The sequence below is a fragment of the Pseudoalteromonas sp. KJ63-1 genome, assembly GCF_055808145.1.
On the sequence record NZ_CM147855.1, the window covers coordinates 238,494 to 264,056 of the forward strand.

Genomic DNA, 25,563 nt, shown 5'->3' on the forward strand with positions numbered 1-25,563 from the left:
CTGCCAAATACTACAAATAAAACCTTGGAAGTGCATGCTTTCAAGGTTTTATTTTGTCGGCTGTTTATTTAAATTTGCTGCTGAAAAAAATCCATAAATGCGACAACTTGTCGTGGCTGAAATTGCCTTGATGGGTAAAGAAACTGTAAGCCAATCTGTTGTTTATCTTTATTACTAAAACCGAGAATATAGTCATCAAGTAGCGTCACTAAATTACCCTTTGTCAGATCATCGCTAATATCTACCATTGATTTTAGAGCAATCCCGGCACCGTCAATTGCCCATTGTCTGATCACCGCACCATCACTGCTACTCATAGCCACAGGGACGCGAATTATTTGATCCTTAAAATGCCAATCATTCATCGATTGACCAAATCGCTCCATTACTAGGCAGCGATGATTTAATAAATCGCTTGGCAGCAAAGGTTGGCCATGTATTTTTAAATATTCAGCTGAAGCACATAACACACGTTGATTGGCCTTGATCATTCGGCTAATCAAATTGCTATCGGGTAAGTTTCCAAAGCGAATAGCAATATCAATACCTTCTTCAACTAAATTGACTAAGCCATCGGTTAAATGCAGGTGTGGTTTAACTTGTGGGTTTTGTGCTACAAATTTAGCCATTGCAGGGGCAACAAACTGTTTACCAAAGTCAGAGGGGGCGGTTATTTTGAGACTACCCGAAAGGGTGTTTTTACTAAGCTGAATACTTTGCTCTGTGGCATCAATTTCAGCAATTACTCTTAAACAGCCTTGATAAAATTGCTCTCCAGCCTCGGTCAATTTAATACTGCGAGTATTACGTATTAATAGTCGGGTTTGATAGTGATTTTCAAGCTGGTTAATACGTGCCGTCATACTCGCAGGCGATAAACCAATTTTTCGCCCAGCTGCAGCAAGCCCGCCAGAGCGCACCACATGAACAAAAAGCGGCATATCATCAATCTTAGCCATCGTTCCTCACTCTTTATAGTTCAGTATTAATGAATAGTGTTTTTGATATTAACTCAATTATCAAATTTAAGTAAATAGTTAAACTGGTTGTACTCATTATCAACAGAGAAAGTTTATGCGTTTAGATCATGTATTAATTTCTAGTTGTGATTACCAGGCGATGCGACAGTTCTTTATTAATTCAGTTGGGCTAAGTGAAGGGTATCGTCCGCCTTTTCCTTTCGAGGGAGCGTGGTTATACGGCAGCGATAACGTTGCTTTGATTCATCTGGTTAATGCCGCTGGTAATAAAGCGCAACAGGGTTACTTATCAGCATTAAGCAGCAAAACCCAAGGCCGAGGAGTGGTAGATCACATTGCCATTCGTAGCATAGGTTATCAAGGATTGAAAAGTCGCTTAGCGCAAACAGGTATAAGTTATTTCGAGCGAACCGTGCCAGAGCTCCTAGAGCATCAAGTATTTATATACCCAAACCACCTCAAGATGCGAGTTTCAGTTGGAATTAAAAGCGATTTAGGCAAGGCATTGATTGCAAGTAATAGTGATTCTATTTTTAAAGTCAATAACGCAGTATAAATCGCTTTTAAACCAACCCGTAGGGCGTTTCACAGGCACTTACTCTCATCGTTGTTACTTCTTAAAAGGGACTGGACTGCCATTCTTGCAAAGTAACGCCTTGATATTAAGTCCCTGTGAAACGCTGAATTCTGCACATTGAGGTGGCTTGGGTATACCAGGGCCTGAAGAAATGAAAGTCGAAATGCTATTTAGCAGTGATGAAATTTAATTTAAACCCAGATAAACATTATTTATAAGAGAGTTAGTTATGTCTATAGAATCCTTATTTGAAGTTAAAACCCTCGGTGGCATGGTCACTCAAAATAGAATTGTGATGGCACCTATGACCCGTTCGCGAACTGCGCAACCGGGTGATATTCCCACTGAACTGATGGCCACTTATTATGCGCAGCGTGCTACTGCGGGGCTGATTATTTCTGAAGCAACACAAATTTCTGCTCAGGGCAAAGGTTACTCATTTACGCCAGGTATTTACACGCAAGAACAAATTGAAGGTTGGAAGCAAGTAACACAAGCTGTGCATAAAGAAGGCGGTAAAATATTTTTACAACTGTGGCACGTTGGTAGAATGTCGCACTCTTCATTTCATCATGATGGAACGCCAGTTGCCCCATCTGCACTTGCTCCAGATGCGCAAGTTTGGGTGGTAGGCGATGATGGAGAAGGACGGATGCTTGATTGCCCAACCCCACGAGCACTAAGTGTTAAAGAAATTAAAGAAATAGTAAATGATTACAAGCAAGCGGCAATTAACGCGATTGAGGCTGGTTTTGATGGCGTTGAAATACATGGAGGTAACGGGTATTTAATTGATCAGTTTTTAAGACGTTCAGCAAATAAACGCACAGATGAATATGGCGGTAGCCAAGAAAACCGTATTCGTTTTGCCTGTGAAATTATTAGCGCAATTAGTAATGCCATTGGCGCTCATAAAGTGGGTATTAGATTAGCGCCTTTTATCACTCAGCGTGGTATGGATGATAGTGAAGCAATTGACACTATTTTATTAGCAGCAAAGCAATTTGAGCAAATTGGTATTGCGTATATTCATCTTGCCGAAGCGGACTGGGACGATGCACCTAGTGTAACACCAGAGTTTAGAGTCGCACTTCGTCAGTATTTTAGTGGCGCAATTATTGTTGCAGGTAATTATACCGAGCATTCAGGTGCGCAGCTTATTGAACAACGTCTTGCTGATTACATTGCATTTGGTCGCCGTTTTATTGCCAACCCAGACTTACCGTATCGTATTCAAGAGCAACTGCCACTAAACACTATTACCGATGGGAGTACATTTTTTGGCGGTACAGCCAAAGGTTATACCGATTACTCAGCGTATCAAAAGTAACTTTCGTTTCAACTGAAAATATAAGGACTGAAAATGGTTAATTTTTCAAACTCAGCAGTTACTTTACTGATCAGCGGGCTGTTTAGTAGTGCCAGTTTTGCGGCTGAATTTAGTTTATCGAGCCCTGACTTACAGCCAGGGCAGGCAATAAAGAGTGAGCAATATTGGAATAGCTTTGGTTGTCAGGGGAGTAATGCTAGGCCACAACTTAAATGGCAAAACGCGCCTAAGAAGGCCAAAAGCTTTGCCGTGACAGTGTATGACAATGACGCACCAACTGGCAGTGGTTTTTGGCACTGGGTAGTACATGATATTCCTCTTACTAGTAACTCATTATCTTCAACGACTTTGCCCAAAGGAGCCATAGAAGGTAATACAGATATGGGGAGGCCCGGGTACTTTGGGCCATGTCCACCAGAAGGGCGCAAGCATAGCTACACCTATAAAGTGTATGCACTGGATGTAGAAAAATTAGCTGTTCCACAAGGGGCAACAAGTGCACTTACAGGGTTTTTCTTACACCAACACTCTTTGCAAACAGCCGAGATCACAGTAACGGCAGGACCGCGTTAATTAGCTTAGGAGATAAAAATGAAGGCTTTACCGTTACTCATTCTTTTAATGACACTGTGCAGCAGTAAGCTACTAAATGCAGCCCCACTACCTGAGAAATCAGGTTATTGGCCTGATGATGCACAATTAGTGATTTCTATTTCAATGCAATTTGAAGCAACAGCGCAAGATAGCTCTGATGCAGGGCCGTTTCCTCAAATAGAGCAGGGTTATCACGATACGATTTCGCCTACTTGGTATCAGTATGGGATGAATGAAGGGATCCCACGATTACTTGATCTATGGGATAAACATAATATTAAAGTTACTTCTCATATGGTGGGTAGGGCTGTGGAATTAAATCCAGCACTTGCTAAAGAAGTGGTTTCACGAGGGCATGAAGCATCAGGTCACGGCCAAACATGGACACCACAATACTCTATGAGTGTTGAACAAGAGCGCGCTTCATATATTAAAAGTGCAGATATTATCGAAAAAGTCACAGGCATGCGGCCGGTTGGCTTTAATGCATTTTGGATGAGACACTCAAAAAATACACTTACGCTTTTGCAAGAGCTGGGGTTTATTTATCATATTGATGATCTATCGCGTGATGAGCCTTCTTTTACACCAGTAAATAGTAAGCCTTTTGTGGTTGTACCTTATACATTTCGTAATAACGACATTGTGCGTTACTCAGGAAGCACAGCTATGACGGCTCGATCGTACTTGCAAGAGTTAAAGGATGAATTTGATGTATTATACGCCGAAGGTAAGCACAAAAGACGGATGATGTCGATTAGTGCTCATGACCGTATTGCAGGCACACCAGCACGGGTAAAAGCGTTAGATGATTTTATCCAATATGCAAAACAGCATGCAGGTGTTAAGTTTATGCGAAAAGATAACATAGCCCGTTGGATAATGAAGCAAAATAATGTACCAACTAATCCGGCTCAAACGGTTAGATAAAGAAAATATCTATGAGGCAGCTTTTTAATATTATAAGTGTGCCTCATGTTATTTCTAGTGATGAAGGGATTAAGTTTTGTCGTAAATTTTAAACTTCAACGGAATTAGAATAGCTTGTTACATTTTTATCATTCACTTTAAACGAGTATCTCTTAAAATGGGTACTTGAATAGTCTATGACACTTTAGGAAATAGCATGTTTAGCCGTTGTATGTTTATTTTATTTCTACTATCTCTATCAGGATGCTCTTCTTTGTCTCAGGATGAATGTATACAGGCCAATTGGACAAATCTAGGTTTTAGTCATGGTGAGCAAGGGTATACATTTGAACATGGCAGAGAAATCATATCTGCTTGTAGTGAATTTGGCATCATTGCAAAATTAGATGATTATCAAGCTGGTTACAAACAGGGGCTCGCAGCCTTTTGTGAACCTGAAAATGGCTTTACTCTCGGTTTACGAGGTGATGCGTATAACGGGGTTTGTAATGACACACAGTTTAGAAAAGCATGGCAAGAGGGTAATGAGCGTTATCAATTTGAAGCAAGAAAAGCCGAGATAGATGATCGACTCAATGAGATTAATTGGCGGTTGCAATCTATTAGTAATGAATTAGCGAGTGATAAATCGTCAAGTAGCCAAAATAAAGAGTTACGCCGAGAGCGAGAGCAGTTGGAGAGAGAGCGTCGTGATTTAAGAAAAGAAAAAGCACTTCTGCCATTACTCAACAAGCTTCCTTCATGGCATTTTGAGTATGAACTATAATTTATATTGTATTCTTTTAAGGTGATTAATATGAAAGTAATATCAATTTTAATAACATTTCTGATCCTCAGTGGGTGTGCGTCAAACGAAATGGCAGACGGTTATGGAGATGAGGTATTTGCAGAGCATGAGTGCTTAGGTGGTGAAGTTGAAACAGACTATAGCTACACAATTTTTAGCTCTGACGAAGATGAAAGCAATAAGAGTACGGTGAAATCGACTTGTCATCCAGTGAAAACGCAGTCTGAACTTGAACGAGATATAAGAACGGGTGGTTGATAGAACAAAATAAAACCCACTTTAAAAGTGGGTTTTTATTTTAAGAATTAAAGCTCAAAGGGAGCAACACCGACAGCTTGCATTTGATAACCCACTTGGGCTATTTCGCCAGACCAAGTTTGCGTTTTAATAACGCCCGTTACAACAATCGCATCATATAAGCTATCGATAGGCACACCGCCTTTAATAGTTACATGAACCAGCTGGTTTGGCGGTGGGGGTGGCACATGAATACAGGCACCAAAGTAAGGGACTAATAAAAACTCGGTAATAAGTTCGCTGTCCCCTTCAAGTGGCACAACAAAACCAGGTAAGCTAACAGACTGCCCATCAAGCGCTTTAACAACTGGCGCGTCCAAATCAGGTTGCACCCAGTTTTGCTCACTGCCTTCGTGATTAGCTTGTGTTTGGGTATCTATTTGCACATGCCCTTGTGGGATCAAGTCTTCCCAAAAATTTCCTTCGGGGGATTTGCAATGCTAGCAAAGCTAATGAGTACTGCACTTAATAGCATTAAAGAGTGTGTAGTTACTTTAAACAACGTCATGATCATCCTAAAGTTTATATTTTTATACTCATACCGTCACTAAGAGAATAAAAGTAAGCGCGTGTAGCGGGGATCAAGCCAATAATGAATCCCGCAGCCATAATAACGCCAATCAAAGTGAGTTCATAGTCAGAGAGCATACTGATATTAATGCTCACTCCTGCTTGGCTTTGTAAGTAACCCGCGGTTGTACCCATAAGCACATAAAATAGAGTGCAGCCTAGTAAGCAACCTAAAAAGGTAGTGAGTAGTGATTCTATACTGATCAGTGAAAATAATTGCCAAGGGCGGGCACCCACAGAACGCAGTATTGCCAGTTCTCTGCGGCGTTGATTAAGGTTAGCCAGCAGTGTGGTTAACATACCGAGCAAGCTAATAATGACCACCACAAATGAAAATAGCAGTAGGATCTTTTCTATTATTGCCAGCATTTCCCAAAGCTCTTTTAGTGTGACTGTGGGCATAATCGCTAATAGAGGTTCTGGTTTAAATTGATTTATGTTACGCCTAATTTGTAGCGTATAAAGCGGTGAGTCGAAGCCCATTAAAAAGGCGGTAATTTGTTTTGGATGGCCAACTAGTGCGTGACTCGAGTGGTCATGATGATCGTCATGATCATGATGTCCGCCACCATGGATCAATTCAATTGCCGCCAGTGGTACATGCAAGGTTTTATCAACAGGGGTGCCGGTAGGCTTTAAAATACCAATAACTTTAAAGGGGTTATCATCATGATGATGAAAGCTAGTATTGCCCATACCATGAGAAATCACAATTTCATCACCAATCTTATAGGCTAGTTTACTTGCAACTTCACTTCCTATAACAACTTCATTGATGCTAGAAAAAGCCTGTCCTTGTTCAAATGCTAAGGACTGTTTTTTAGCAAATCGATAGTGCTTAAAATAATCGAGTGTGGTGCCTAAAACTGCTTGTCCTTTATGGCTATCACCAAGGCTGATAGGAATGCTCCATTTAACCCCGCGTTGTTTTGTTATGTATTGATAGCTTTGCCAGCTCACCCCATTATTAGTGTGGCCAATTCTAAACACCGAGGACAGTAGTAATTGAATATCGCCAGTACGTGCGCCAACAATTAAATCGGTACCCGAAATGGTATTACTAAAACTACTTTTGGCATCTACGCGAACGCGCTCAATACTGAGTAATAACATGACGCTAATCGCAATAGTGAGCAATGTCAGTAATACACTGGCACGTCTATTTAGCAAACTTTTATAGGCAAGTTTAAATAAAATCATACATCACCTTGTAAATTTACTAAGTCGATTGTGCGGCTAAAGAGTGGCTTTAATGTTTCATCGTGACTGACAAAAACAAGCGTGCTGTTACTTTTTTTGCTTGTTCGAATAGCAGCTTAATAAAGCTTTCACGATTTTGGGTATCAAGTGCTGAAGTAGGCTCATCGGCAATGATAAGTTCGGGACTGCCTATAAATGCGCGTGCTGCAGCAACTCGCTGTTGTTGCCCAATACTCAAAGTGGCAACATTTTGATTATGAAAGTGCGGCTCCAACCCCAGTGCGTTGAGAAGTCGGGCAGCTTCTTTGGTTAAACTCTCAGTTTGGTTGAGCACGTGTTGCTGACGCTTTTTCGAAAATTGGCATCCTAAACATACATTTTCTAATGGGGTTAAATAAGGCAATAAATTAAAATTTTGGAAAATATAGCCAATATGATCAGCTCTAAATGCATCGCGCTGTGCGTTGGTGAGCGCACTTAGGTTTTGGTTTAAAACACAAAGTTGGCCGCTAGTGGTTACATTAATACCTGCCAGCAACGCCAGTAAGGTAGATTTACCACTGCCGCTTGGCCCATGTAAAAAAACATGTTCACCTTCATCAATGGCGAGTTGCTCAATAGTGAGAGTGGGGGAGGCTGCTTTTTTATGCCATTTAAAAGATACATTCTCAAGGTTGATCATAACGGCTTACCAACTCCAATAGTTAAGTCTTTTGCGCATTTTAAATTGTCTAATAAGATTCAGCGGTTTAGCTTTGAGCTTTTCATCACTATGCAACAGTTCATTGGTTGCGCAAAGTACTCGTTGGCTTGACTTACCATCTACGTATGGGTGTAATTCTTGGCAAAAAGCTTCAATATTATCCACCAGTTCTTTTGGGTAAGTTAGTGCATAGTTTATTGCGGCTTCAACGTTATTTTTATCTGTAATATCATGTAAGTGTTTTTCAGGCGCTTTATTGCAAAACGTTACAACCGGTTTACGTTGTACTAAAAACATCAGTAGTATGGATGAAGTATCGCACAGCATTACATCAGCAGATTGCAGTAATGGAATAACATTATCTGTTTCAACAAAGGTTAGATTGTCATTACTCAACGCTTTGTATTTATCAACCCACTCTTGCTGCATCTTTGGATGAAACTGAACTAGTAGTCGCCATTTACCGCTTTCACTAAAGTGTTTTATTTGTTCATAAAGTTTAGGTGCAAGAGATAAGCGTTTTGAGAATGTAGAGCAGATCAACACCGTTGGGCGAGAGTCTTTACTTAAATAAGGATTACTTGCATGATCATTAAACAGAGGATCTAGTGTGGGCCAGCCAGTTTCTGAAACTTGGAAAAAGCCATGCTTTTTAGCAAGCTCTTGAAACCTTAAAGTCGTATTAGGTCCTTGTGTACAATATAAATCAAAACAACCTCTAATATTGAAATGGTCTTCTTTACCTTTTCTATTTAGTTTTCCAGAATTAAAACCATGAAATACAGCTACTTTTTTTCCTGGAATAAAGCTTGGAATAGTATTGCCTGGTATGAAAACAGCATCTGGTTCCCAATCTTTTATACTTTTGACTGATTCAAGGCGATGTTCAGTTGGTTTTAAAAACTTAGGGTCTACTTCATCACCCTCTAAAAACCATTTAACCTCCCCTCCTTGAGCTAATATTTCTGCTTGCAAAGGCCTTAAAATAGCATAGGAATAATTTTGAGAAATATACATTAAATACTTCTTATTCTTAGTGGCTGTTAAATAGTTCAAGCTAGCTCCTCAGGGCAAGTAATTATGCAAGTTTACCCCAATGCGCCAGTTAGATAAATATTCTGAGATGATTTGTTTTTAGCCTAAGATTGAGCTTTGTGATTGCCTAGATTATTATAGAGCGCCTAACCCCAATTCCATACTTTGCTCTTTGAGCATGCCAAACCCCGGAGATAGCATGACTAGCTATAAAGTTTTAGACGTAAACGATGACTTACCCATTCGTACTAAAGGTAAAGTACACAGTGGCAAAGTGCGTTCAGTTTATTGGTTGACCGATGCAGATAGTAAACGCTTAATAAATGAAAAAGGCTATAACGTTCCTGCCGATACTGAATTGGCCATTATGGTTATTTCAGACAGAATTTCTGCTTTTGATTGCATATGGCAAGGTGAAAATGGCCTAAATGGTGTGCCGGGCAAAGGCATTGCATTAAACTCAGTGGCTGCTCATTGGTTTAACATGTTTAATGAAGCCGGTTTGGCGGGTAATCATATTGTTGATATTCCTCACCCATACGTATGGATTGTTCGTAAAGCCAGTACAGTTAAAGTTGAAGCAATTGCTCGTCAATATATTACCGGCAGCATGTGGCGCGACTACGCCAAAGGCGAAAGACACTTTTGTGGTTTACAACTTCCAGAGGGCTTAAAAGCGAATCAAAAGCTTGAGCAAGTACTCATAACTCCTTCTACTAAAGGTATTATAGAAGGGGTTGCTGATATTCCTGCAGTTGATGATGTAAACATCACGCGTGAAAATATTACGAACAACTTAGATGTTTTCAATTTTAAATCGGCTGACGATGTCGCCAAATACGAAAAATTATTGGTAGAAGGGTTCGAGCTAATCAGTAGTGAGTTAGCTAAGCTAGGACAAATTTTTGTTGATACCAAATTTGAATTTGGTTACGTAGAAGATTTAAATGGTGCGCAGCAGCTTATTTATATTGATGAAGTAGGAACACCCGACTCATCGCGTATTTGGGATGAAGCATCTTATAAAGATGGCAAAATTGTTGAAAACTCAAAAGAAGGTTTCCGTCAGCTGTTAATTAATAACGTGCCTGAGAGTGATGTATTATTAAATAAAGACCGTATGGCTGAGCGTGAGCAGTTAGCAAAAGATTATATTTTACCTGAGTCAGTAATGCTTGAAGTGTCTGACACTTATGTGGGTATTGCTAGCAAAATTGTCGGTAAAGAGATCGTTATACCTAATGATCCGCGCCAAGAAGTGATCGCAATTTTAGATACTGGCTACGGTTTAATTAATCACTAACGAGCAGGTTAATCTTAATGATAACGCTTGTTTCAACTAGTGAAAAAGTATTTATTTTTAGTAACTGAGCTATAATTCTTGCAATTAGTGCTCGTCTCTAATTAACTTAACCTATGGTGAATATTTAGGTGTAATTATGTTAGAGCGAGCAATGCAAGTTATTGCAAAACGTCGTTATTTATTAGTACTGGGTGCATTGTTTAGTGTATCGGCGTTTGGCAATACCATTAATTTGGTTATTAAAGATCAGCATGGCCAAGTATTGCCTAATGCTGTCGTAGAAATAAATCATTTACCTTCCTCAAAAGCTACGGGCAATTTACCCACGGCGGTAATGGATCAAGTTGATAAACAGTTTTCACCGCAGCTACTGATTGTGCACCAAGGTCAGCACGTAAACTTTCCAAATAGTGATAATATTCGCCACCATGTATATTCTTTTTCAAAAGCAAAGCCTTTTCAATTAAAGCTCTATTCTGGCCAGCCAGAAGAGCCCATTAAGTTTGATAATCAAGGGGTTGTTGTTCTTGGCTGCAATATCCACGACTCTATGGTGGGCTATATTTATGTTGCTAACAGTAATCATGTGTATACCAGCAACGAGCAAGGCCAGATAAAACTACAAGTTGACTCTTTTCCTGTGCAAGCCAGTATCTGGCATTCGCTGCAAACAGCTCCTTTGGATAATAAAAAGCTGTTTGATATAGAATCAACTAACCCAGTATCAATCGCTATTAATACATCTATGCCTGCACCACGTAATACCTTTGGCAGTCAATTTAGGGAAGGTAATGGGCAATAATTTACGTAGTCGCATAACAACGTTATGTGTTGGCTTGGTGTTACTCACTACCTTACTCAGTTTGGCGAGTTTTTGGTGGTCTACGAGTAAATTTCAGGCAGAAAAAGTCCAGCAAAATATAACGGTTGCACAAAGCGTTTATAAACAATACTTAAAATCAAAAGAGAGCTTGCTATTAACTGCTGCAAAGGTGTTAACTGCTGATTTTGGTTTTAAGCAAGCAGTTGCAACTCGCGATGCAGCCACCATTAGTAGTGTGCTATACAATCATAGCCAACGCATCAATGCCGATTTAATGCTGTTGCTCGATTTATCAGGGCGGTTAGTCTCAGCTAATGTTAATGCACAAAATTTTGCAGATAACCTACAGCCCTTAATGGATGAGTTATTAAACAATTCTGAGCAATCGAGCTTTGTGGTGTTAAATAACCAGCTTTATCAAGTGATATTATTGCCCGTTAAAACTCCCAGAACTATCGCTTACAGCTTGGTCGGCTTTAAAATCACGTCTGCTGTAGCTACTGAGCTGAAAAGCTTAACCGGTATGGAAGTTAGTTTTGTTGCGCAGTTAGATGACTTTGCAGCAAGCTCGTTTGCACCTCAATCTAAAAAATTTCAACCCATAGAATACTTTGAAACTAAAATTATAGCTCGTTTTTTTGCTGAGTATTTGGCCTATGAAAATCAACAAATAGCTTTACCGTCTTTGCAATCGCATCCGGTTACCCTACTACTAAGTGCTGATTTAACTTCAAGTTATCGAGATATTGAACAGCTATTACTAACGCTAGTTACATTGGCCGTGTTAACCATGTTATTTGGTGTGATCACCAGTAGTCTGCTGGCCAATAACTTAACCACCGGGCTTACACAGTTAGCGGTTATTGCGAGGCAATTTGCCAAAGGCGACTACCGTTTTAAATTTGAAGGTAAAAAACAAAGTAGTGAAGTAGAAACGTTAGTTAGTGCGTTTAATAATATGGGTAATGATATTAATAAGCGTGAGCAGCAAATAAGTTTTCAAGCACATCACGATACCTTAACAGGGTTTTATAACCGTTCTGCTATGTTAGATTTATTAGCAAAGCAGCTCAATAAAGATAAACGCTATACGCTTGTTGCTATTGATATAAAAGGCTTAAGGCACATAAACGACAAACTTGGTCCACAAGTAGGAGATGAATGCTTAATTGCAGTGGCAAACCGTATTCGTCAATTCTCTGATGAGCTTGGTGGGTTTCATGCACGAATTGGCGGCGATGAGTTTTTAACGGTTTACCCCAGTGTGGAGGTTGACCAAGTAAAATGTGCTGTAGCCGATTTAATTGAGCAATTACAGGCACCTTATCAGATTAAAAGCTTAAAAATAAATTTGCGTTTTAACGCCGGGATTGTGCAGTACCCTGGACAAGGCGTGAAAGCAGACGATTTAATGCGACGTGTACTCATTGCTGTTGATGCGGCTACAACAAGCCAGCAAAGCTTACATTACTACCAAAATGGTGAAGATGAGGCGCATTTAGACCGTTTAATTATGCTCGATGAGCTCAAACAAGCGATTGATGATGATAACGGACAATTGTTTATGACTTATCAGCCTAAGTTGAATATTAAAAGTCAGAAAATTGATAAGGTTGAGTCACTTATTCGTTGGCAACGTGATGACGGGAGCTGGGTTTCGCCTGAAGTGTTCATTGATTTAGCCGAGCAGTCAGGATTAATTGTGGAACTAACCGCTTGGGTTGTCGATACGGTTATTGCGCAAATAGCCGATTGGTATAAAAAAGGGATTCACTTACAGGCAGCCATTAATGTATCAGCCCAAGATATTGCCCATGCGGGCTTTCATAGTTTGTTGGTCGCGACCTTAAAAAAATATCATGTAAACCCAAATTCTGTCACTATTGAGTTGACGGAGCGCGATATGATCGAAAATGAAGCTCAAGGTATCAAAGCGTTAGAGAACTTAAAAACTATTGGCGTTAAAATCTCATTAGACGATTACGGTGTCGGACAAACATCATTAGGGCGATTAAAAATGTTACCTATTGATGAGCTTAAGCTAGATAAATGCTTTATTTTAAATCTGCATGAGTCACAAAAAGATCAATACATAGTGCGCTCGTCAATCACACTTGGACACCAACTTGGGTTTTCAGTGGTGGCCGAGGGGGTAGAAACGGCAGCGTCTTTATCATTGCTTCACGAAATGCAATGCGATCATGCACAAGGTTACTACTTGAGTCGTCCTTTAAAAGCACAACAACTAGAACAATGGTTAGAGGAATATCAGGGTGTCCATTAAATTTTTACTGAGCATGACACTCTTACTTTGCAGTACGTTTACTCTAGCTGCAACGGGAAAGCTATTAGCAACACCGGGTGTATCTCAAATTGAAGGCAGTGCAGGCGGAGGGTTAGTTCCTTGGGCGCAGCTAGCAGGTTATGCCAGTGAGGACGAATGGGCTGTTAATGGCTTTTGTAGTCGTGCTGATGTAACAGATTACCGCCTAGATGCCTGTGGTGTGCAGCTTAACCTATTTAATCGTGTTGAACTGAGTTATGCCGTGCAGCGGTTTGATGTGCCTGCGCTCAATACAGAAATAGAGCAGTCAATTTCTGGGGCTAAAATTCGTTTATATGGTGATGTCGTTTACAGTAAGTGGCCCCAACTAAGCATGGGTGTACAGCATAAGTCACTAGATGATGGCACAGTTGCAAAGTTGGTTGGTGCAAAAAATACCCGTGGTACAGATGTATACCTTGCAGCCAGTAAATTACATTTGGGTGCACTTGCTGGGTACAACTGGTTTTGGAATGTGACCACCCGTTACAGTAAAGCCAATCAGTTAGGGCTTTTAGGATATGGTGGGGCTAATGAAGGTAGCCATATTTTACTAGAAGCAAGTAGTGCGGTGTTTGTAAGTCGTGAACTTGCTATTGGCATTGAGTATCGGCAAAAAGCCAATAACTTGGGGTTAGGCGAACAAGATTGGCGCGATTTATTTATAGCGTGGATGCCTAATAAACATGTCAGTGTAACGGCGGCCTATTTAGACTTAGGGCGGATTGCTGGTGTTGATAACCAAACCGGCTGGTATTTATCGGTAACGGGGTATTGGTAATGAAAATTAGCGTGTTTACTTTTTGCTGTTTAAGCTTGCTTGCAGGATGTGCTGCTCAGCCTAATAACTCTTTGTATCAGCAGCTAGGCGAACAAGCAGGGCTTGAAAAGTTAACTGACAGTTTTATTGTTCAAATAGGCAATGACAAACAGGTGTTTCATTACTTTGAACACAGTAATATTAGCCATTTTCGACAAGGATTTATTAGCCACTTATGTTCGCTGGTGGAGGGCCCTTGTGAATACAAAGGCGACTCGATGGTTGCTATTCATACGGGTATGAACATAAATGAAAAAGACTTTAACCACGTTGTCGATTTATTAATAAATGCAATGAACGAGCAAAATATCCCACATACAGTGCAAAATAAAATTTTAGCTAAAATGGCGCCAATGCGTGGCGAAATTATTAAGATTTAATACTTTATAGTCAAATGAATACATATAAAAATATGCTTGAGTATTACTCACCTGTAATCTTAGCAAGATCTGCCGTTTTATATCGTCTTTGCCTATGAATACTCGATCTATGAATTAAATTTCTGATAAATGTACTGCGGTTGGAATGGGAGCCTGCATTAGCGCTTGTTATTTCACTAATAAAGCTTCGATCTTCGGCAACAGGGTAGGGTTTTATGCCAATCATATTTAGGCCTACTTCAGTGTGAAACTGCATATCGACATCTACTGGTCTAAAAAATGGTTTTCTTTGGAGTAGCTTTTTAGCGCCGCTTAGTGAAATGATGTAGCCTTGAGTGCCATTAGGTGCCTTTTTATAGTTGCCAACTGTTAGGTTGTTTTCTAGTAACGTACTGTCAATAAATGGAAAGTTTCGATTATCAGATAGCTTGATTAAATCCCAGTTTTTTAATTTAAGCGCCGCATCAACAACATCTTTAAGTGAAGCTTCAATGAAAAGGTCATCTTCCAATACAACACTATAAGCGATATTTTCATCGACCATTTTTTGCCAAAGGCGCATATGGCTTACATAGCAACCAATTTCACCTGCAGATAGGTTGCGATTGTAACGTTTTTTATTTTTTTCGGGCAATACCACTTGAGGATTTCTTGTTCACTAAGGTTTTTGCCAATGGTCGCTTCAAAACGTTCAGCATTTAAGTGTAGACTGGTAAGTCGCTTTAGGGTTGTTTCCCAACGGTCTTCGCAGCCTTGCATATTGATAATGTAAAAAGGGATTGGCATAATTTTATTTAGAAACCTCAAAGCAGCTATTTTAGCATTATTATAATTTGTAACCAGTCTAAATTCTGTTTATAAACAGGCTGTAATAATATATAGCAATTTCATTTCCTCAAATTTGGCAAGATGATGAAAAATATAGTCAGTGCACAATGGTTACATGCGCGTTTAAAGCAAACTAACCTGGTTATCTTTGATGCAGGTATGTTGCGCCCCTCAGCTGCAGGGGAATACTCGCCCGTTGCTATGCTACCTAAAGCACAACGATTTGATATCAAAAAAGAACTCGCAGATACTTCAAACCCATTACCCAATACCTTGTGTAGTGCAGAGCAATTTACTCAGGTGATGCAAAAAGCGGGCGTGAATCACGACTCATTGGTGGTGATTTATGAAGATGCGGGGTTATTCAGTGCAGCTAGAGCCTGGTGGATGTTTAAAGCCATGGGGTTTAATAACGTTAAAGTGCTCAGTGGCGGTTTAGCCAAGTGGCTTGAACTAGAGCTTGCGGTTGAGTCAAACTATACACAAGCATCACTAAAAGGTGACTTTATTGCTCAATACCAGCCTGGTTACTTTATTGATAAAAAACAGGTGCTAAGTGCTACTAAGGATGCCAATACGGTCATTTTAGATGCGCGTGCTTATGAGCGTTTTACTGGTAAAAATAAAGAGCCAAGAGCGGATATGCGCAGCGGCCATATTATTAATAGCTACTCGCTACCTTTAGCTAGTTTATTAGAAAATGGCGAGGCAAAATCACTCGACTTTCTACAGGCAAAGTTTAGTGAATTAGTCGGTAATGCAACCCAGTTACAATTTAGCTGTGGTTCGGGTGTTACTGCCTGTGCGCTTGCGCTGTTCGCCGATGAATGCGGATATCATAATTTAAGTGTTTACGACGGCTCGTGGAGTGAGTGGGGCGCTGATAGCTCACTGCCTATTGCAACGGGAGAGTAGATTAATTGTAAGGACAATTTTTACACCCGTTTTTGCAGCAAGTACCCCGCTTTAAAAAATACCACTTACTAAACACCATGTAACTATTTTGCATGGTGTAATCTAACCCTTCAATTAAATTATCATGGCTTCTAAATTGTTTAGCAAAAGCGATTTGAGCTTTGATTGGTTGGGTGTATATAGTCTCTAAATAGCTATTTATTTTAGCAAGAGTACATGAGCGGCATAAGCAGCTGGTTGCTGTATCATCGAGTGGTAAAATAGCGGGTAACTGATAGCACCAACATGCGGTTATATCATTAACATTACAGTTAAGCGTTGTATTACATTGGCTGCAGTTTATCTGGGTCATTTTAAGTCTTATTAACAGTAGAGCAGCAAGAATAACAAACATTATGAATATACAAAAAGCATTGGCTGAATTTATTACTTTTGGGGAGCATAGAGATAGCGCCATTAGTGTGATTGTTTCAACCGCAGCAAACAATCAAACTTACCTGTACACACTCACAAAGCCTGTACTAATTAATGTACTTACGCGTTGTTTAAATAAAGAAATTGATATTGATGATTTACAGCTGTGGGCAAATGTCATTGAGTCGCGAGATGACATAAATTGCGCTAAGCATGAAGGCGTTATTTACGCGCTAAGTAATAGCGAGCAAATGGGCGAATTGACTCATCAAAAGCTCGCACAGTTGTTAAAGCTGTTACAACAGTAGCAGGTGGTTATCAGAAAATATTAAAGGTTTTAAGCAACAGTTTTCGGATGTTAGTAACCACCATTGGGCTAGCCTCTAGCTGACACCTGAAACCTAAAACCTGTTCTTAAAGCTTACTTATGATAGCTCAAGCAAGTTTCTACTTCGTCTTTAGAGCCTAAAATAACCGCAACACGCTGATGGATGGCATCAGGCTGAATATCCATAATACGCTCAGTACCTGTTGAAGCAATACCACCGGCTTGCTCTACTAACATCGCCATTGGGTTTGCTTCATAAAGTAAACGCAGCTTATTAGGCTTATTAGGGTCTTTAGTATCAGTTGGGTAAGTAAATAAACCACCACGGCTAAGTACACGGTGTACATCCCCAACCATTGCAGCAATCCAGCGCATATTGAAGTTTTGAGCGCGAGGGCCTGTATCTCCGGCAAGTAAATCATTAATGTAGTTTTGCATTGCCGGCTGCCAGTGGCGCTGGTTAGAGGCGTTAATTGCAAATTCATTAGTTTTAGCAGGAATAGCGGCAAAATCTTGAGTAAGTAAAAAGCTACCTTGGGTTTTATCTAAGGTGAACATGCGTGTACCTTTACCCGTTGTTAGCGCAAGCATAGTTGATGGGCCATACAGCACGTAACCTGCAGCCACTTGTTGATGCCCAGGTTGCATAAAAATCTTTTCATCAGCAGCATCTGAACCCACAGGCGCTTTCATAATAGAAAAAATAGTACCTACTAGCGAGTTAATATCGGTGTTCGACGAGCCATCAAGTGGGTCAAAAGCCACAATAAATTCAGCATCTGGGTTACCGGCAACAGTATAATCTTCTTCTTCAGAGGCAATCGCTTTAACCGTCCCCGACTCCAGCAATATATCTTTTAATAACTGATTAGATAATACATCGAGTTTCTTTTGTGTTTCGCCTTGAATGTTTTCATCGAGGGTTGAGCCTAATACGCCCGATAATTCACCTTGACCGACGCGAAATGAAATTTCTTTACATGCCGCTAAAATAGTACGAATTAACGACAAAAGTTCTCTTGAACAGCCATCTTCTAGTAATACTGGTGGGAGTCTACGCATTCTTTTTTCCTGATAACGTGTTAAAACTAATCATAATGTGAGAGAGATTAGTTTAGAGCGCTGAAATTCGTCTTAAATAACTGTATTGTATAAATAACCCCCTATAATGGGGTACCTACATCGCATTTAAAACGCTAATAACAAAGATAAGATTATGCAAAAAATATCACGATTAAGTTACATACTCTTTACTGTGCTGCTCTGTATGATAACCCAAGCGCACGCAGCAATTAAGTCTATTGACGAATTTACTGAAAAAATGAACCATTTCCCTGGTTATTTTTCTTTCTTTTACGATACGCAAAACGGCAATGTGTATTTAAAAGTTGATAAACTTGAGCAACAATTTTTACTACAGCATAGCTTGCCTTATGGCGTTGGCTCTAACGACATAGGTTTAGATAGAGGCCAATTAGGCGGTACCTATTTGGTACAGTTTGAGCGCTTTGGCAACAAGGTGATGTTACGTGCCGTAAATACTTACTACCGTGCAAACACGAGTAATATAGCAGAGCAGCAAAGCGTTAAAGAAGCGTTTGCATCCAGCATTTTGGCGGGTTTTAAAGTTGTCGCTCAAGATGCCAATGCTGCATTAATAGATTACACCCCTTATTTACTGAGTGACGTACATGGCGTAAGCCGTACTTTAGCTGCGCGCAAGCAAGGGCAGTTTAGCCTTGATGAGTCACGCAGTGCGGTATTTATGAATCGCTCTAAAGCATTTTTGAAAAATACTGAACTTGAAGCCATTCTCACCTTTAAAGGGTCCAAACCAGGTAAATATGTTCGCCAAGTGAGTGCTGACCCTTACGCTTTGAGTGTGCACATGCACCATTCACTTATTCAATTGCCTGATGATAATTACACGCCACGAAAATTTAGCCCGCAATCGGGTTATTGGAGTGTGGAGCATAAAAATTATGCAGCAGGGCTCGATGAGTCTATGTATGTGCGTTACATTCCGCGCCATCGTTTAGCAAAAAAAGATCCAAGCCTAGCAGTTAGTGAGCCAGTAGAGCCTATTGTTTATTACTTAGATCCAGGGGTACCTGAACCAGTAAAAACGGCTTTATTAGATGGCGGGCAATGGTGGAATGACGCCTTTAATGCAGCAGGCTATAAAAATGCGTTTGAAGTTAAAGTGTTACCAAGTAATGCTGATCCAATGGATGTGCGCTACAACGTTATTCAATGGGTGCACCGTGCTACCCGAGGCTGGTCGTATGGCAGTTCAATTATAGACCCACGTACAGGCGAAATTATTAAAGGCCATGTGACACTGGGATCGTTGCGAGTGCGTCAAGATATCTTAATTGCTGAATCACTCGCTGCGCCTTATTTAAAAGGCAATGAAGTGGCAACTGCTTTACATGCAATGGCACTTGATCGTATTCGTCAACTCAGTGCTCATGAAATTGGTCATACACTGGGTATTGCGCACAACTTTGCTGCGTCGGTAAATAATCGCGCTTCGGTGATGGATTATCCGCATCCGTTATTGAGCTTTGCAGATAATGGTCAGTTAGATGTATCTCAAGGTTATGCTAAAGGTATGGGCGCATGGGATACGCAAGTGATTAAATATGGCTACAGTGATTTTACCGGCCAAGATGAAAGCGAAGCACTCGCTGCTATTTTACAGCAAAATAAATCGCTAGGTTTGGCGTTTATTTCTGACAGTGATGCCCGTGCAAAAGGTGGAGCGCACCCTACAGCGCATGTTTGGGATAACGGCAGTAACCCAAGTGAAGAATTACTTAGAGTACTTGATGTGCGAGAGCAGGCGCTCGGACAGTTTGGTATTAACAATATAAAAACTGGGGTTGCGCTGTCGCAGTTAGAAGAAAAGCTAGTGCCACTTTACTTGTTCCACCGTTATCAAGTTGAAGCGGTTGCTAAGCTTATTGCGGGCGTTGATTATGACTATGAAATACGCAGTGACGCACCCGTTAAAGGCGCCCAAGTTGTAACTAAAGAGGCTCAGCAACAAGCCGTTAATGCTATTTTAGCCACCCTAAAAGCAACTAATTTAACGCTGCCAGAGTCGATACTTTCTTTGATTGTACCAAAGGCGTATGGCGAGTCTAAATCACGAGAAAGTATAGTGGGTCGTACCGGCTTAACTATGGATGCACTTGCATTGCCTGAAGTGGCAGCGCAGCATAGCCTATCGCTATTACTAAACGCTCAACGATTAAATCGATTAGCGCAGCAACAAGCACGTGATAACCGCTTTTATAGCCTAGATGAGTTACTTAAACAGTTAAACAAGCAGGTGTTTAACGTATCAGCGCCTGCCACCATGACAGGAAAAGTAACACAACGAGTACAGTACCTAACGGCAAAAACCATGGCTGATCTTGTGGCTAACGACGGTTTAAGCCCTGAAGTGCAAGCGCAACTGCATTTCTATTTAAGTAAACTTGCTGATGAGTTTAATCAGCACTCTTTGCTAGGCCACCCTGAAGTGGGTGACAGCGCATTTAAAAACTATTTAGCGTCGCAAATTAATCAGTTTTTAACAACAGGCCAGTGGCCTGATAATTTTAAAGCCCTGCCAATACCACCAGGCTCACCTATTTAATAGTACAAGCCAGAGGATAAAGGCGCTGTGTAAACGTTACGTTTCATGGTGCCTTGTTTTTAGGGTGTTACTTTTGCTTGCATAAAGTTGGTTTTTTGTTAATCTAGCCACCCCCTATTTTAGTCTTTTTGAGGTGTTTATGGCGTTTTTATCTCGTTCGATATTGGCGTTATCAATGGCACTTTTAAGCTCCAATGCAATCGCACAAAAACAATGTGATGTTGAACTTCGTCATGGTTTAATTATTACCGATGATGTGATCCGTATTGTTGATAAAGGCCAAACCAGGGTGCAAATTAACAATAATAATCAACTGTTTATTCGAGGCTACTGGGTCGATTTAAGCACCGATGAAAGCAAAGTGCTAGAACAATTTAGCAATGGTATTCGTCAAACAGTTCCTGAGCTGGTTGATTTAGCGACTGATGGCGTTAACCTAGGACTCAGTGCTATTGAGCATGTTGTTGAGGGCATGTCAGATAAAGAACCCGAAGTGCTAAAAACGCAATTACAATATGTAGAGCGAGCACTCATGGATAAGTTTAAGCGTGGCGATGACTTCTTTTTTATAGCCCCTCAATCGCTTTCCCAAATTGATGATTTTTTTACTAAAGAAATTAGCCAAAAAATACACTCTGCTGTGCATGGCTCTTTGGGTGCTATTTTAATGTCGCTCGGGGATGCGTTTAAATCTCGAGAAGGCAATATAGAAGACCGCATGAACGACATGGGGCAACGCATGGATATCATTACCAAAGAAATCGATAAGTCATTGCAGAAAAAAGCCCACCAATTAGAACTTAAAGCCTCTGAATACTGTGAATGCTTAAATTCTCTAGATATTACTGAGTCTCGTCTGCAAGCCATTGTACCTGGAATGACAGACTTTGATTTAGTACAAATTAAATCGTAAGATCAGGTGTCAAACGCCAGATTTCAAACAGATATTAAGCAAGATTATTAAAGGCAACGAGCAGCGAGCCTAGAGCGGCAGGTGAACAGCCCGAACCTCGTGGCCCGAAGCCATTTCCTAACACTTAAACAACCTTACAGTTTTATCTCTGCGGCAGTTAATGGGCGGTATTCACCTGCAGCCAAATCTTCGCCTAACTTTATACCCGCAATTTGTTCACGATGTAGTTCAACCACTTTGTTATCTACCGCTGCTAGCATGCGTTTCACTTGATGGTACTTCCCCTCAGAAATCGACAAACGTAAACCGTAACTCCCTTCGCGTTCAGCAATAGCAGGGCGAGTTAAATCTTTTTCATTGTGTAACTGCACACCGTCGCGTAGCTGTTGTAGCGCATCGTCGGTAATCGGTTCTTGGGTTTCGACTAGGTAGGTTTTAAACTTATTCTTTTTCGGCGAGGTAATTTTATGTGACCACTCGCCATCATTGGTGATAAGCACTAGGCCAGTGGTGTCTATGTCTAAACGCCCGGCGATGTGAAAGTCGACCATGTTTGGCTCGTCAAGCAAATCAAATACGGTTTTGTGTAACTCATCTGAATTAGCGCACACATAACCTACCGGCTTATTGAGCATAAAGTAGCGTTTACCTAAAAAAACTAATGGCTGATCATGAAATAACACATCATCTTGTTGAGTAACTTGAAAGTCGAATGCTGTGATCACCTCGCCATTAACGCAAGCCACTTGGCTTTTTATTGCTGCGCGGGCTTTTGAGCGCGGTAACTCTGCTAAATGGCTAATAAATTTATCTAAACGGCAAGGAAACTTCATGTTGTTCACATTTTTAGTCGGCTACAATGGCCGCGAGTATAGCGGATAGTGAAATACCATGACAGAGCCCAGCACAGAAATTTTAAGCCTGTACCACCGCAAAGTTTCATCAGGAGAGCTTGATTTTGATGCGGCGCAGCACCAAGCTGTGAGTGCGTTACAGTCTTTAAATGAGCAATTAAATCAACCTACAAGCTGGTGGCAAAAAGCACCCTTAATTAAGGGAATATATTTATATGGCCCGGTTGGTCGGGGTAAATCTATGTTGATGGATTTATTTTATGAAAACTTACCCACAGAGAAAAAGCAGCGCCTGCATTTTCATCATTTTATCGAAAAAGTTCATGCTCAACTAGCTAAGTTACAAGGGGATAAAAATCCGCTGCAAATAATTGCTAAACAGTGGGCTAAAAAAATAAAAGTGCTGTGCTTTGATGAGTTTTTTGTTAGTGATATTGGTGACGCCATGATCATGGCTCGGTTATTTAACGCTTTATTTGAACAAGGCGTGGTGCTAGTAGCAACCTCTAACGCAAAACCGGAGCAGCTTTATTACAACGGTCTGCAACGCGCGCGATTTTTACCAACTATCGATTTAATAAATGCGCATTGTCATGTAATTAACGTAGCGGGGGAGGAAGATCACCGCTTCAGGTACGGCAGAAGTAGTCGTCATTATTTTATTAACTTGCCCCACGCTGAGTTTGAAACTGAGTTTTTATCCGCACACCCTCAAGCAGCGCGTGATAATACAATGACTGTGCATGGCCGAGCTCTGTCCTATTTATTAAGAACTGACGATGCTTTACTGATTGATTTTATGTCATTGTGCTCAGGCCCTCGCAGCGCTAATGATTATATGTTTTTAGCAGAACAGTTTTCGGTGCTATATATTTCGAATGTGCCAATAATGGGAAAAGAGGCAACTGGTAAAGTTATTGTGCATGGTATAGAAGACAGCTATCAGCGCGAAAAGCAGCAGTTAGATGAGCATACTTTCGATGATGAAGCTCGGCGCTTTATTGCCTTAGTCGATGAGTTTTATGATTGCCACAAATTACTGGTTATTAATGCACAGGCCGACATAAACGAGTTGTATCAAGGTAAAAAATTAAGTTTTGAATATGCGCGAACTCAGTCTCGCATTGTTGAAATGCAAAACTGGTAGAGGTAAAAAAGAGGTGCTAGGTATAAGGTTTTAGGCTCATATCAACCTAAAACCTAAAACCTAAAACCTAAAGCTTTTATTTTCTGTATCCATTTGGATTATTTGACTGCCAGCGCCATGTATCTTGCATCATAACATCAATGCCGCGCTCGGCTTGCCAGCCTAGTTCGCTAAGCGCTTTTTCTGGCGCAGCATAACAGGCTGCAATATCACCTGGGCGACGAGGTGAAACCGCATAGGGGATAGCTTGGTCGCTAGCCTTAATAAACGCATTGACCATTTGTAATACTGAATAGCCGTTACCGGTACCAAGGTTATAAACAAGCGCACCGGTTTCTGCGGCTATTTTATCAAGTGCTTTTAAATGCCCTAAGGCTAAATCCACAACATGAATGTAATCGCGCACACCAGTACCATCTACCGTGTCGTAATCATCGCCAAATACAGCAAGCTGCTTTAATTTACCAACCGCAACTTGTGAAATGAAAGGCAGTAAATTATTAGGAATGCCATTAGGGTCTTCACCAATTAGGCCTGACTCATGTGCACCAACAGGATTAAAGTAGCGTAAAATAGCAAACGCAAAGCGCTCATCTGATTTAGCGATATCTTGCAGCATCATTTCAACCATTAGTTTAGAGGTACCATATGGGTTGGTTGTACCGCCAACGGGGAAGTCTTCGCGTATTGGTAAGCTTGCAGGGTCACCATAAACTGTTGCAGATGAGCTAAATACCAATTTAAACACACCCGCGTCACGCATAGCATCAACTAGTGTTAATGTGCCTTGTACGTTATTTTGATAATACGCGATTGGTTTGGCTACTGACTCACCAACCGCTTTTAAACCTGCAAAATGAATTACACTATCGATGGTATGTTTTGCAAATACTGAGTCTAAAAAGGATTTATCTAAAATATCACCTTGATAAAAAGTAATTGCTTTACCGGTTATTTTTTTCACTCTCTCAAGTGACTCTTCAGAGGAGTTACTTAAGTTATCGATAACGATAACGTCGCTGCCTTGCTGTAAAAGTTCTAAAACGGTGTGTGAGCCAATGTAGCCTGCGCCACCGGTTACTAAAATTGCCATGAATGCTCCTTGGAAACCCCTGTTCAATTACCCTAATTTCACCATAAATAATGAGTTTTTACATGTATTATTTTATTTGCTTTGTAATAGTATGATCGTAAACCGTACTTTCGATTACATTTTGTGCAATTTTAATAACACCTCAGCGTAAAGATTAAGTTATAGTTCATATGTAATTGCTAAAGTGTTGTATAGCGATTTGTAAAATATTCATTTGATCAAAATACTCGTTGGAGAAACGTATGAACTTAGTTAAAAAAATAGCAATGTTGATGTGTATTGCACTACCGAGTGTTGTTTGCGCGGGTGAGGCTCAAGTGAAATGGCATGACTTTAATGATTATCGCGATGTACGCCCATCAAACCAAGCTAAAGGCTCGTACCATAAGCAAATAGCCAAAAGTATTGATGAACACTTTGCAAAGCTCAGCGAGCAACTTCCTAAAAATTACAGTTTAAAAATTGAAGTCACCGATTTAGATTTAGCCGGAGACGTACGCTATGGCGGTGTTAACGAAATCCGAGTGGTAAAACCTATTCACTTTCCACGCATTGAATTTAATTATGTGCTCAATGATGAAAATGGCGTTGTCGCACAAGAAGATAACGTAAATTTAAAAGATATGGGTTTTATGGATAAAATTAAAATGGGTCGAGATGAAGCATTTTACTACGAAAAACGCTTATTAACAGAGTGGTTTGGTGAACAAATTTTACCGCGAATTAAGTAACATAGCGCAAAACATCTGTTTAACAGATGTTTTGCGTAGTAA

Annotated in this window: 25 protein-coding genes and 2 pseudogenes; 17 read left to right on the forward strand and 10 right to left on the reverse strand. The window is 40.4% G+C overall.

Features of this window, described 5'->3' with window-relative positions; genetic code table 11:
- Positions 1–68: 68 nt before the first annotated feature.
- Positions 69–959 carry a LysR family transcriptional regulator gene (locus tag AC0L7Q_RS01030; protein ID WP_409424493.1) on the reverse strand — a complete coding sequence of 297 codons (891 nt, stop codon included), beginning with the start codon at positions 957–959 and terminating at the stop codon, positions 69–71.
- Positions 960–1,074: 115 nt separating this feature from the next.
- Between AC0L7Q_RS01030 and AC0L7Q_RS01035 the strand changes: the two genes are divergently transcribed.
- The 6 genes from AC0L7Q_RS01035 (at position 1,075) to AC0L7Q_RS01060 (ending at position 5,456) form a co-directional block, all read left to right on the forward strand.
- Positions 1,075–1,536, forward strand: coding sequence for a VOC family protein (locus AC0L7Q_RS01035; RefSeq protein ID WP_409424494.1), 462 nt, complete (start codon positions 1,075–1,077; stop codon positions 1,534–1,536).
- A 250-nt stretch (positions 1,537–1,786) separates the two neighbouring features.
- Entirely contained in the window at positions 1,787–2,887 is a 1,101-nt protein-coding gene (locus AC0L7Q_RS01040) for an alkene reductase (RefSeq protein ID WP_409424495.1), read from the forward strand.
- Positions 2,888–2,920: 33 nt separating this feature from the next.
- Positions 2,921–3,460: a YbhB/YbcL family Raf kinase inhibitor-like protein gene (locus AC0L7Q_RS01045; RefSeq protein ID WP_409424496.1), complete on the forward strand. Its 540-nt coding sequence runs from the start codon at positions 2,921–2,923 to the stop codon at positions 3,458–3,460.
- Positions 3,461–3,508: 48 nt separating this feature from the next.
- The gene (locus AC0L7Q_RS01050; protein WP_409425536.1) at positions 3,509–4,411 is read left to right on the forward strand and encodes a polysaccharide deacetylase family protein; all 903 of its coding nucleotides are present in this window, start codon (positions 3,509–3,511) and stop codon (positions 4,409–4,411) included.
- Positions 4,412–4,607: 196 nt separating this feature from the next.
- On the forward strand, positions 4,608–5,177 hold the full coding sequence (locus tag AC0L7Q_RS01055) for a DUF2799 domain-containing protein (protein ID WP_409424497.1): 570 nt from the start codon (positions 4,608–4,610) through the stop codon (positions 5,175–5,177).
- 30 nt (positions 5,178–5,207) lie between these two features.
- Positions 5,208–5,456 carry a hypothetical protein gene (locus AC0L7Q_RS01060; RefSeq protein WP_409424498.1) on the forward strand — a complete coding sequence of 83 codons (249 nt, stop codon included), beginning with the start codon at positions 5,208–5,210 and terminating at the stop codon, positions 5,454–5,456.
- Positions 5,457–5,503: 47 nt separating this feature from the next.
- Here the strand turns inward: AC0L7Q_RS01060 and AC0L7Q_RS01065 are convergent.
- The 4 genes and pseudogenes from AC0L7Q_RS01065 to AC0L7Q_RS01080 form a co-directional block, all read right to left on the reverse strand.
- A pseudogene (locus AC0L7Q_RS01065) lies at positions 5,504–6,003 on the reverse strand (DUF3299 domain-containing protein).
- A 14-nt stretch (positions 6,004–6,017) separates the two neighbouring features.
- Entirely contained in the window at positions 6,018–7,265 is a 1,248-nt protein-coding gene (locus AC0L7Q_RS01070; protein ID WP_413401166.1) for an ABC transporter permease, read from the reverse strand.
- Positions 7,262–7,947: pseudogene (locus AC0L7Q_RS01075) on the reverse strand (ABC transporter ATP-binding protein). The gene AC0L7Q_RS01070 and the pseudogene AC0L7Q_RS01075 overlap by 4 nt, the downstream one beginning before the upstream one ends.
- Positions 7,948–7,953: 6 nt before the next feature.
- Positions 7,954–8,985, reverse strand: coding sequence for a CDP-glycerol glycerophosphotransferase family protein (locus tag AC0L7Q_RS01080; RefSeq protein ID WP_409425537.1), 1,032 nt, complete (start codon positions 8,983–8,985; stop codon positions 7,954–7,956).
- Between the two features lie 217 nt (positions 8,986–9,202).
- Between AC0L7Q_RS01080 and AC0L7Q_RS01085 the strand changes: the two genes are divergently transcribed.
- The 5 genes from AC0L7Q_RS01085 (at position 9,203) to AC0L7Q_RS01105 (ending at position 14,652) form a co-directional block, all read left to right on the forward strand.
- Positions 9,203–10,306, forward strand: a complete 1,104-nt coding sequence (locus AC0L7Q_RS01085; RefSeq protein ID WP_413401168.1) for a phosphoribosylaminoimidazolesuccinocarboxamide synthase — start codon at positions 9,203–9,205, stop codon at positions 10,304–10,306.
- A gap of 136 nt (positions 10,307–10,442) precedes the next feature.
- Positions 10,443–11,108, forward strand: a complete 666-nt coding sequence (locus AC0L7Q_RS01090; RefSeq protein ID WP_413401169.1) for a methylamine utilization protein — start codon at positions 10,443–10,445, stop codon at positions 11,106–11,108.
- Positions 11,098–13,413: a bifunctional diguanylate cyclase/phosphodiesterase gene (locus AC0L7Q_RS01095; RefSeq protein ID WP_413401170.1), complete on the forward strand. Its 2,316-nt coding sequence runs from the start codon at positions 11,098–11,100 to the stop codon at positions 13,411–13,413. Before AC0L7Q_RS01090 ends, AC0L7Q_RS01095 begins: the two co-directional genes overlap by 11 nt.
- A gap of 13 nt (positions 13,414–13,426) precedes the next feature.
- Positions 13,427–14,233: a DUF3034 family protein gene (locus AC0L7Q_RS01100; RefSeq protein WP_413402912.1), complete on the forward strand. Its 807-nt coding sequence runs from the start codon at positions 13,427–13,429 to the stop codon at positions 14,231–14,233.
- Positions 14,233–14,652, forward strand: coding sequence for a group I truncated hemoglobin (locus tag AC0L7Q_RS01105; RefSeq protein WP_409424503.1), 420 nt, complete (start codon positions 14,233–14,235; stop codon positions 14,650–14,652). The genes AC0L7Q_RS01100 and AC0L7Q_RS01105 overlap by 1 nt, the downstream gene beginning before the upstream one ends.
- Positions 14,653–14,695: 43 nt before the next feature.
- Here AC0L7Q_RS01105 and AC0L7Q_RS01110 read toward each other — a convergent pair whose 3' ends face one another.
- Entirely contained in the window at positions 14,696–15,292 is a 597-nt protein-coding gene (locus tag AC0L7Q_RS01110) for a glycosyltransferase family 25 protein (protein ID WP_409424504.1), read from the reverse strand.
- A gap of 272 nt (positions 15,293–15,564) precedes the next feature.
- Here AC0L7Q_RS01110 and AC0L7Q_RS01115 point away from each other — a divergent pair, with 272 nt between their 5' ends.
- Positions 15,565–16,395, forward strand: coding sequence for a sulfurtransferase (locus AC0L7Q_RS01115; protein WP_409424505.1), 831 nt, complete (start codon positions 15,565–15,567; stop codon positions 16,393–16,395).
- Position 16,396: 1 nt separating this feature from the next.
- On the opposite strand, the gene AC0L7Q_RS01120 is transcribed toward AC0L7Q_RS01115, so the two are convergent.
- Positions 16,397–16,747 (reverse strand): DUF5522 domain-containing protein, encoded by a 351-nt coding sequence (locus AC0L7Q_RS01120; protein WP_413401172.1) that lies wholly within the window; start codon positions 16,745–16,747, stop codon positions 16,397–16,399.
- Between the two features lie 43 nt (positions 16,748–16,790).
- On the opposite strand from AC0L7Q_RS01120, the gene AC0L7Q_RS01125 reads away from it, so the two are divergent.
- Complete coding sequence (locus tag AC0L7Q_RS01125; protein ID WP_413401173.1) at positions 16,791–17,117, forward strand: hypothetical protein; 327 nt, start codon at positions 16,791–16,793, stop codon at positions 17,115–17,117.
- A 113-nt stretch (positions 17,118–17,230) separates the two neighbouring features.
- On the opposite strand, the gene AC0L7Q_RS01130 is transcribed toward AC0L7Q_RS01125, so the two are convergent.
- A complete protein-coding gene (locus tag AC0L7Q_RS01130) occupies positions 17,231–18,199 on the reverse strand; it encodes a class 1 fructose-bisphosphatase (protein ID WP_413401174.1) in 969 nt (322 codons plus the stop codon).
- A 154-nt stretch (positions 18,200–18,353) separates the two neighbouring features.
- Between AC0L7Q_RS01130 and AC0L7Q_RS01135 the strand changes: the two genes are divergently transcribed.
- Complete coding sequence (locus tag AC0L7Q_RS01135; RefSeq protein ID WP_413401175.1) at positions 18,354–20,783, forward strand: zinc-dependent metalloprotease; 2,430 nt, start codon at positions 18,354–18,356, stop codon at positions 20,781–20,783.
- Between the two features lie 139 nt (positions 20,784–20,922).
- Positions 20,923–21,696 carry a YggN family protein gene (locus AC0L7Q_RS01140; protein ID WP_010390508.1) on the forward strand — a complete coding sequence of 258 codons (774 nt, stop codon included), beginning with the start codon at positions 20,923–20,925 and terminating at the stop codon, positions 21,694–21,696.
- 134 nt (positions 21,697–21,830) lie between these two features.
- Here AC0L7Q_RS01140 and rsuA read toward each other — a convergent pair whose 3' ends face one another.
- On the reverse strand, positions 21,831–22,529 hold the full coding sequence (rsuA, locus tag AC0L7Q_RS01145; protein ID WP_413401176.1) for a 16S rRNA pseudouridine(516) synthase RsuA: 699 nt from the start codon (positions 22,527–22,529) through the stop codon (positions 21,831–21,833).
- Positions 22,530–22,587: 58 nt separating this feature from the next.
- Here rsuA and zapE point away from each other — a divergent pair, with 58 nt between their 5' ends.
- The gene (gene zapE / locus AC0L7Q_RS01150; protein ID WP_413401177.1) at positions 22,588–23,697 is read left to right on the forward strand and encodes a cell division protein ZapE; all 1,110 of its coding nucleotides are present in this window, start codon (positions 22,588–22,590) and stop codon (positions 23,695–23,697) included.
- Between the two features lie 76 nt (positions 23,698–23,773).
- On the opposite strand, the gene galE is transcribed toward zapE, so the two are convergent.
- Entirely contained in the window at positions 23,774–24,790 is a 1,017-nt protein-coding gene (galE, locus tag AC0L7Q_RS01155; RefSeq protein WP_413401178.1) for a UDP-glucose 4-epimerase GalE, read from the reverse strand.
- 242 nt (positions 24,791–25,032) lie between these two features.
- Between galE and AC0L7Q_RS01160 the strand changes: the two genes are divergently transcribed.
- Positions 25,033–25,521, forward strand: a complete 489-nt coding sequence (locus AC0L7Q_RS01160) for a DUF3016 domain-containing protein (protein ID WP_413401179.1) — start codon at positions 25,033–25,035, stop codon at positions 25,519–25,521.
- Positions 25,522–25,563 lie beyond the last annotated feature (42 nt).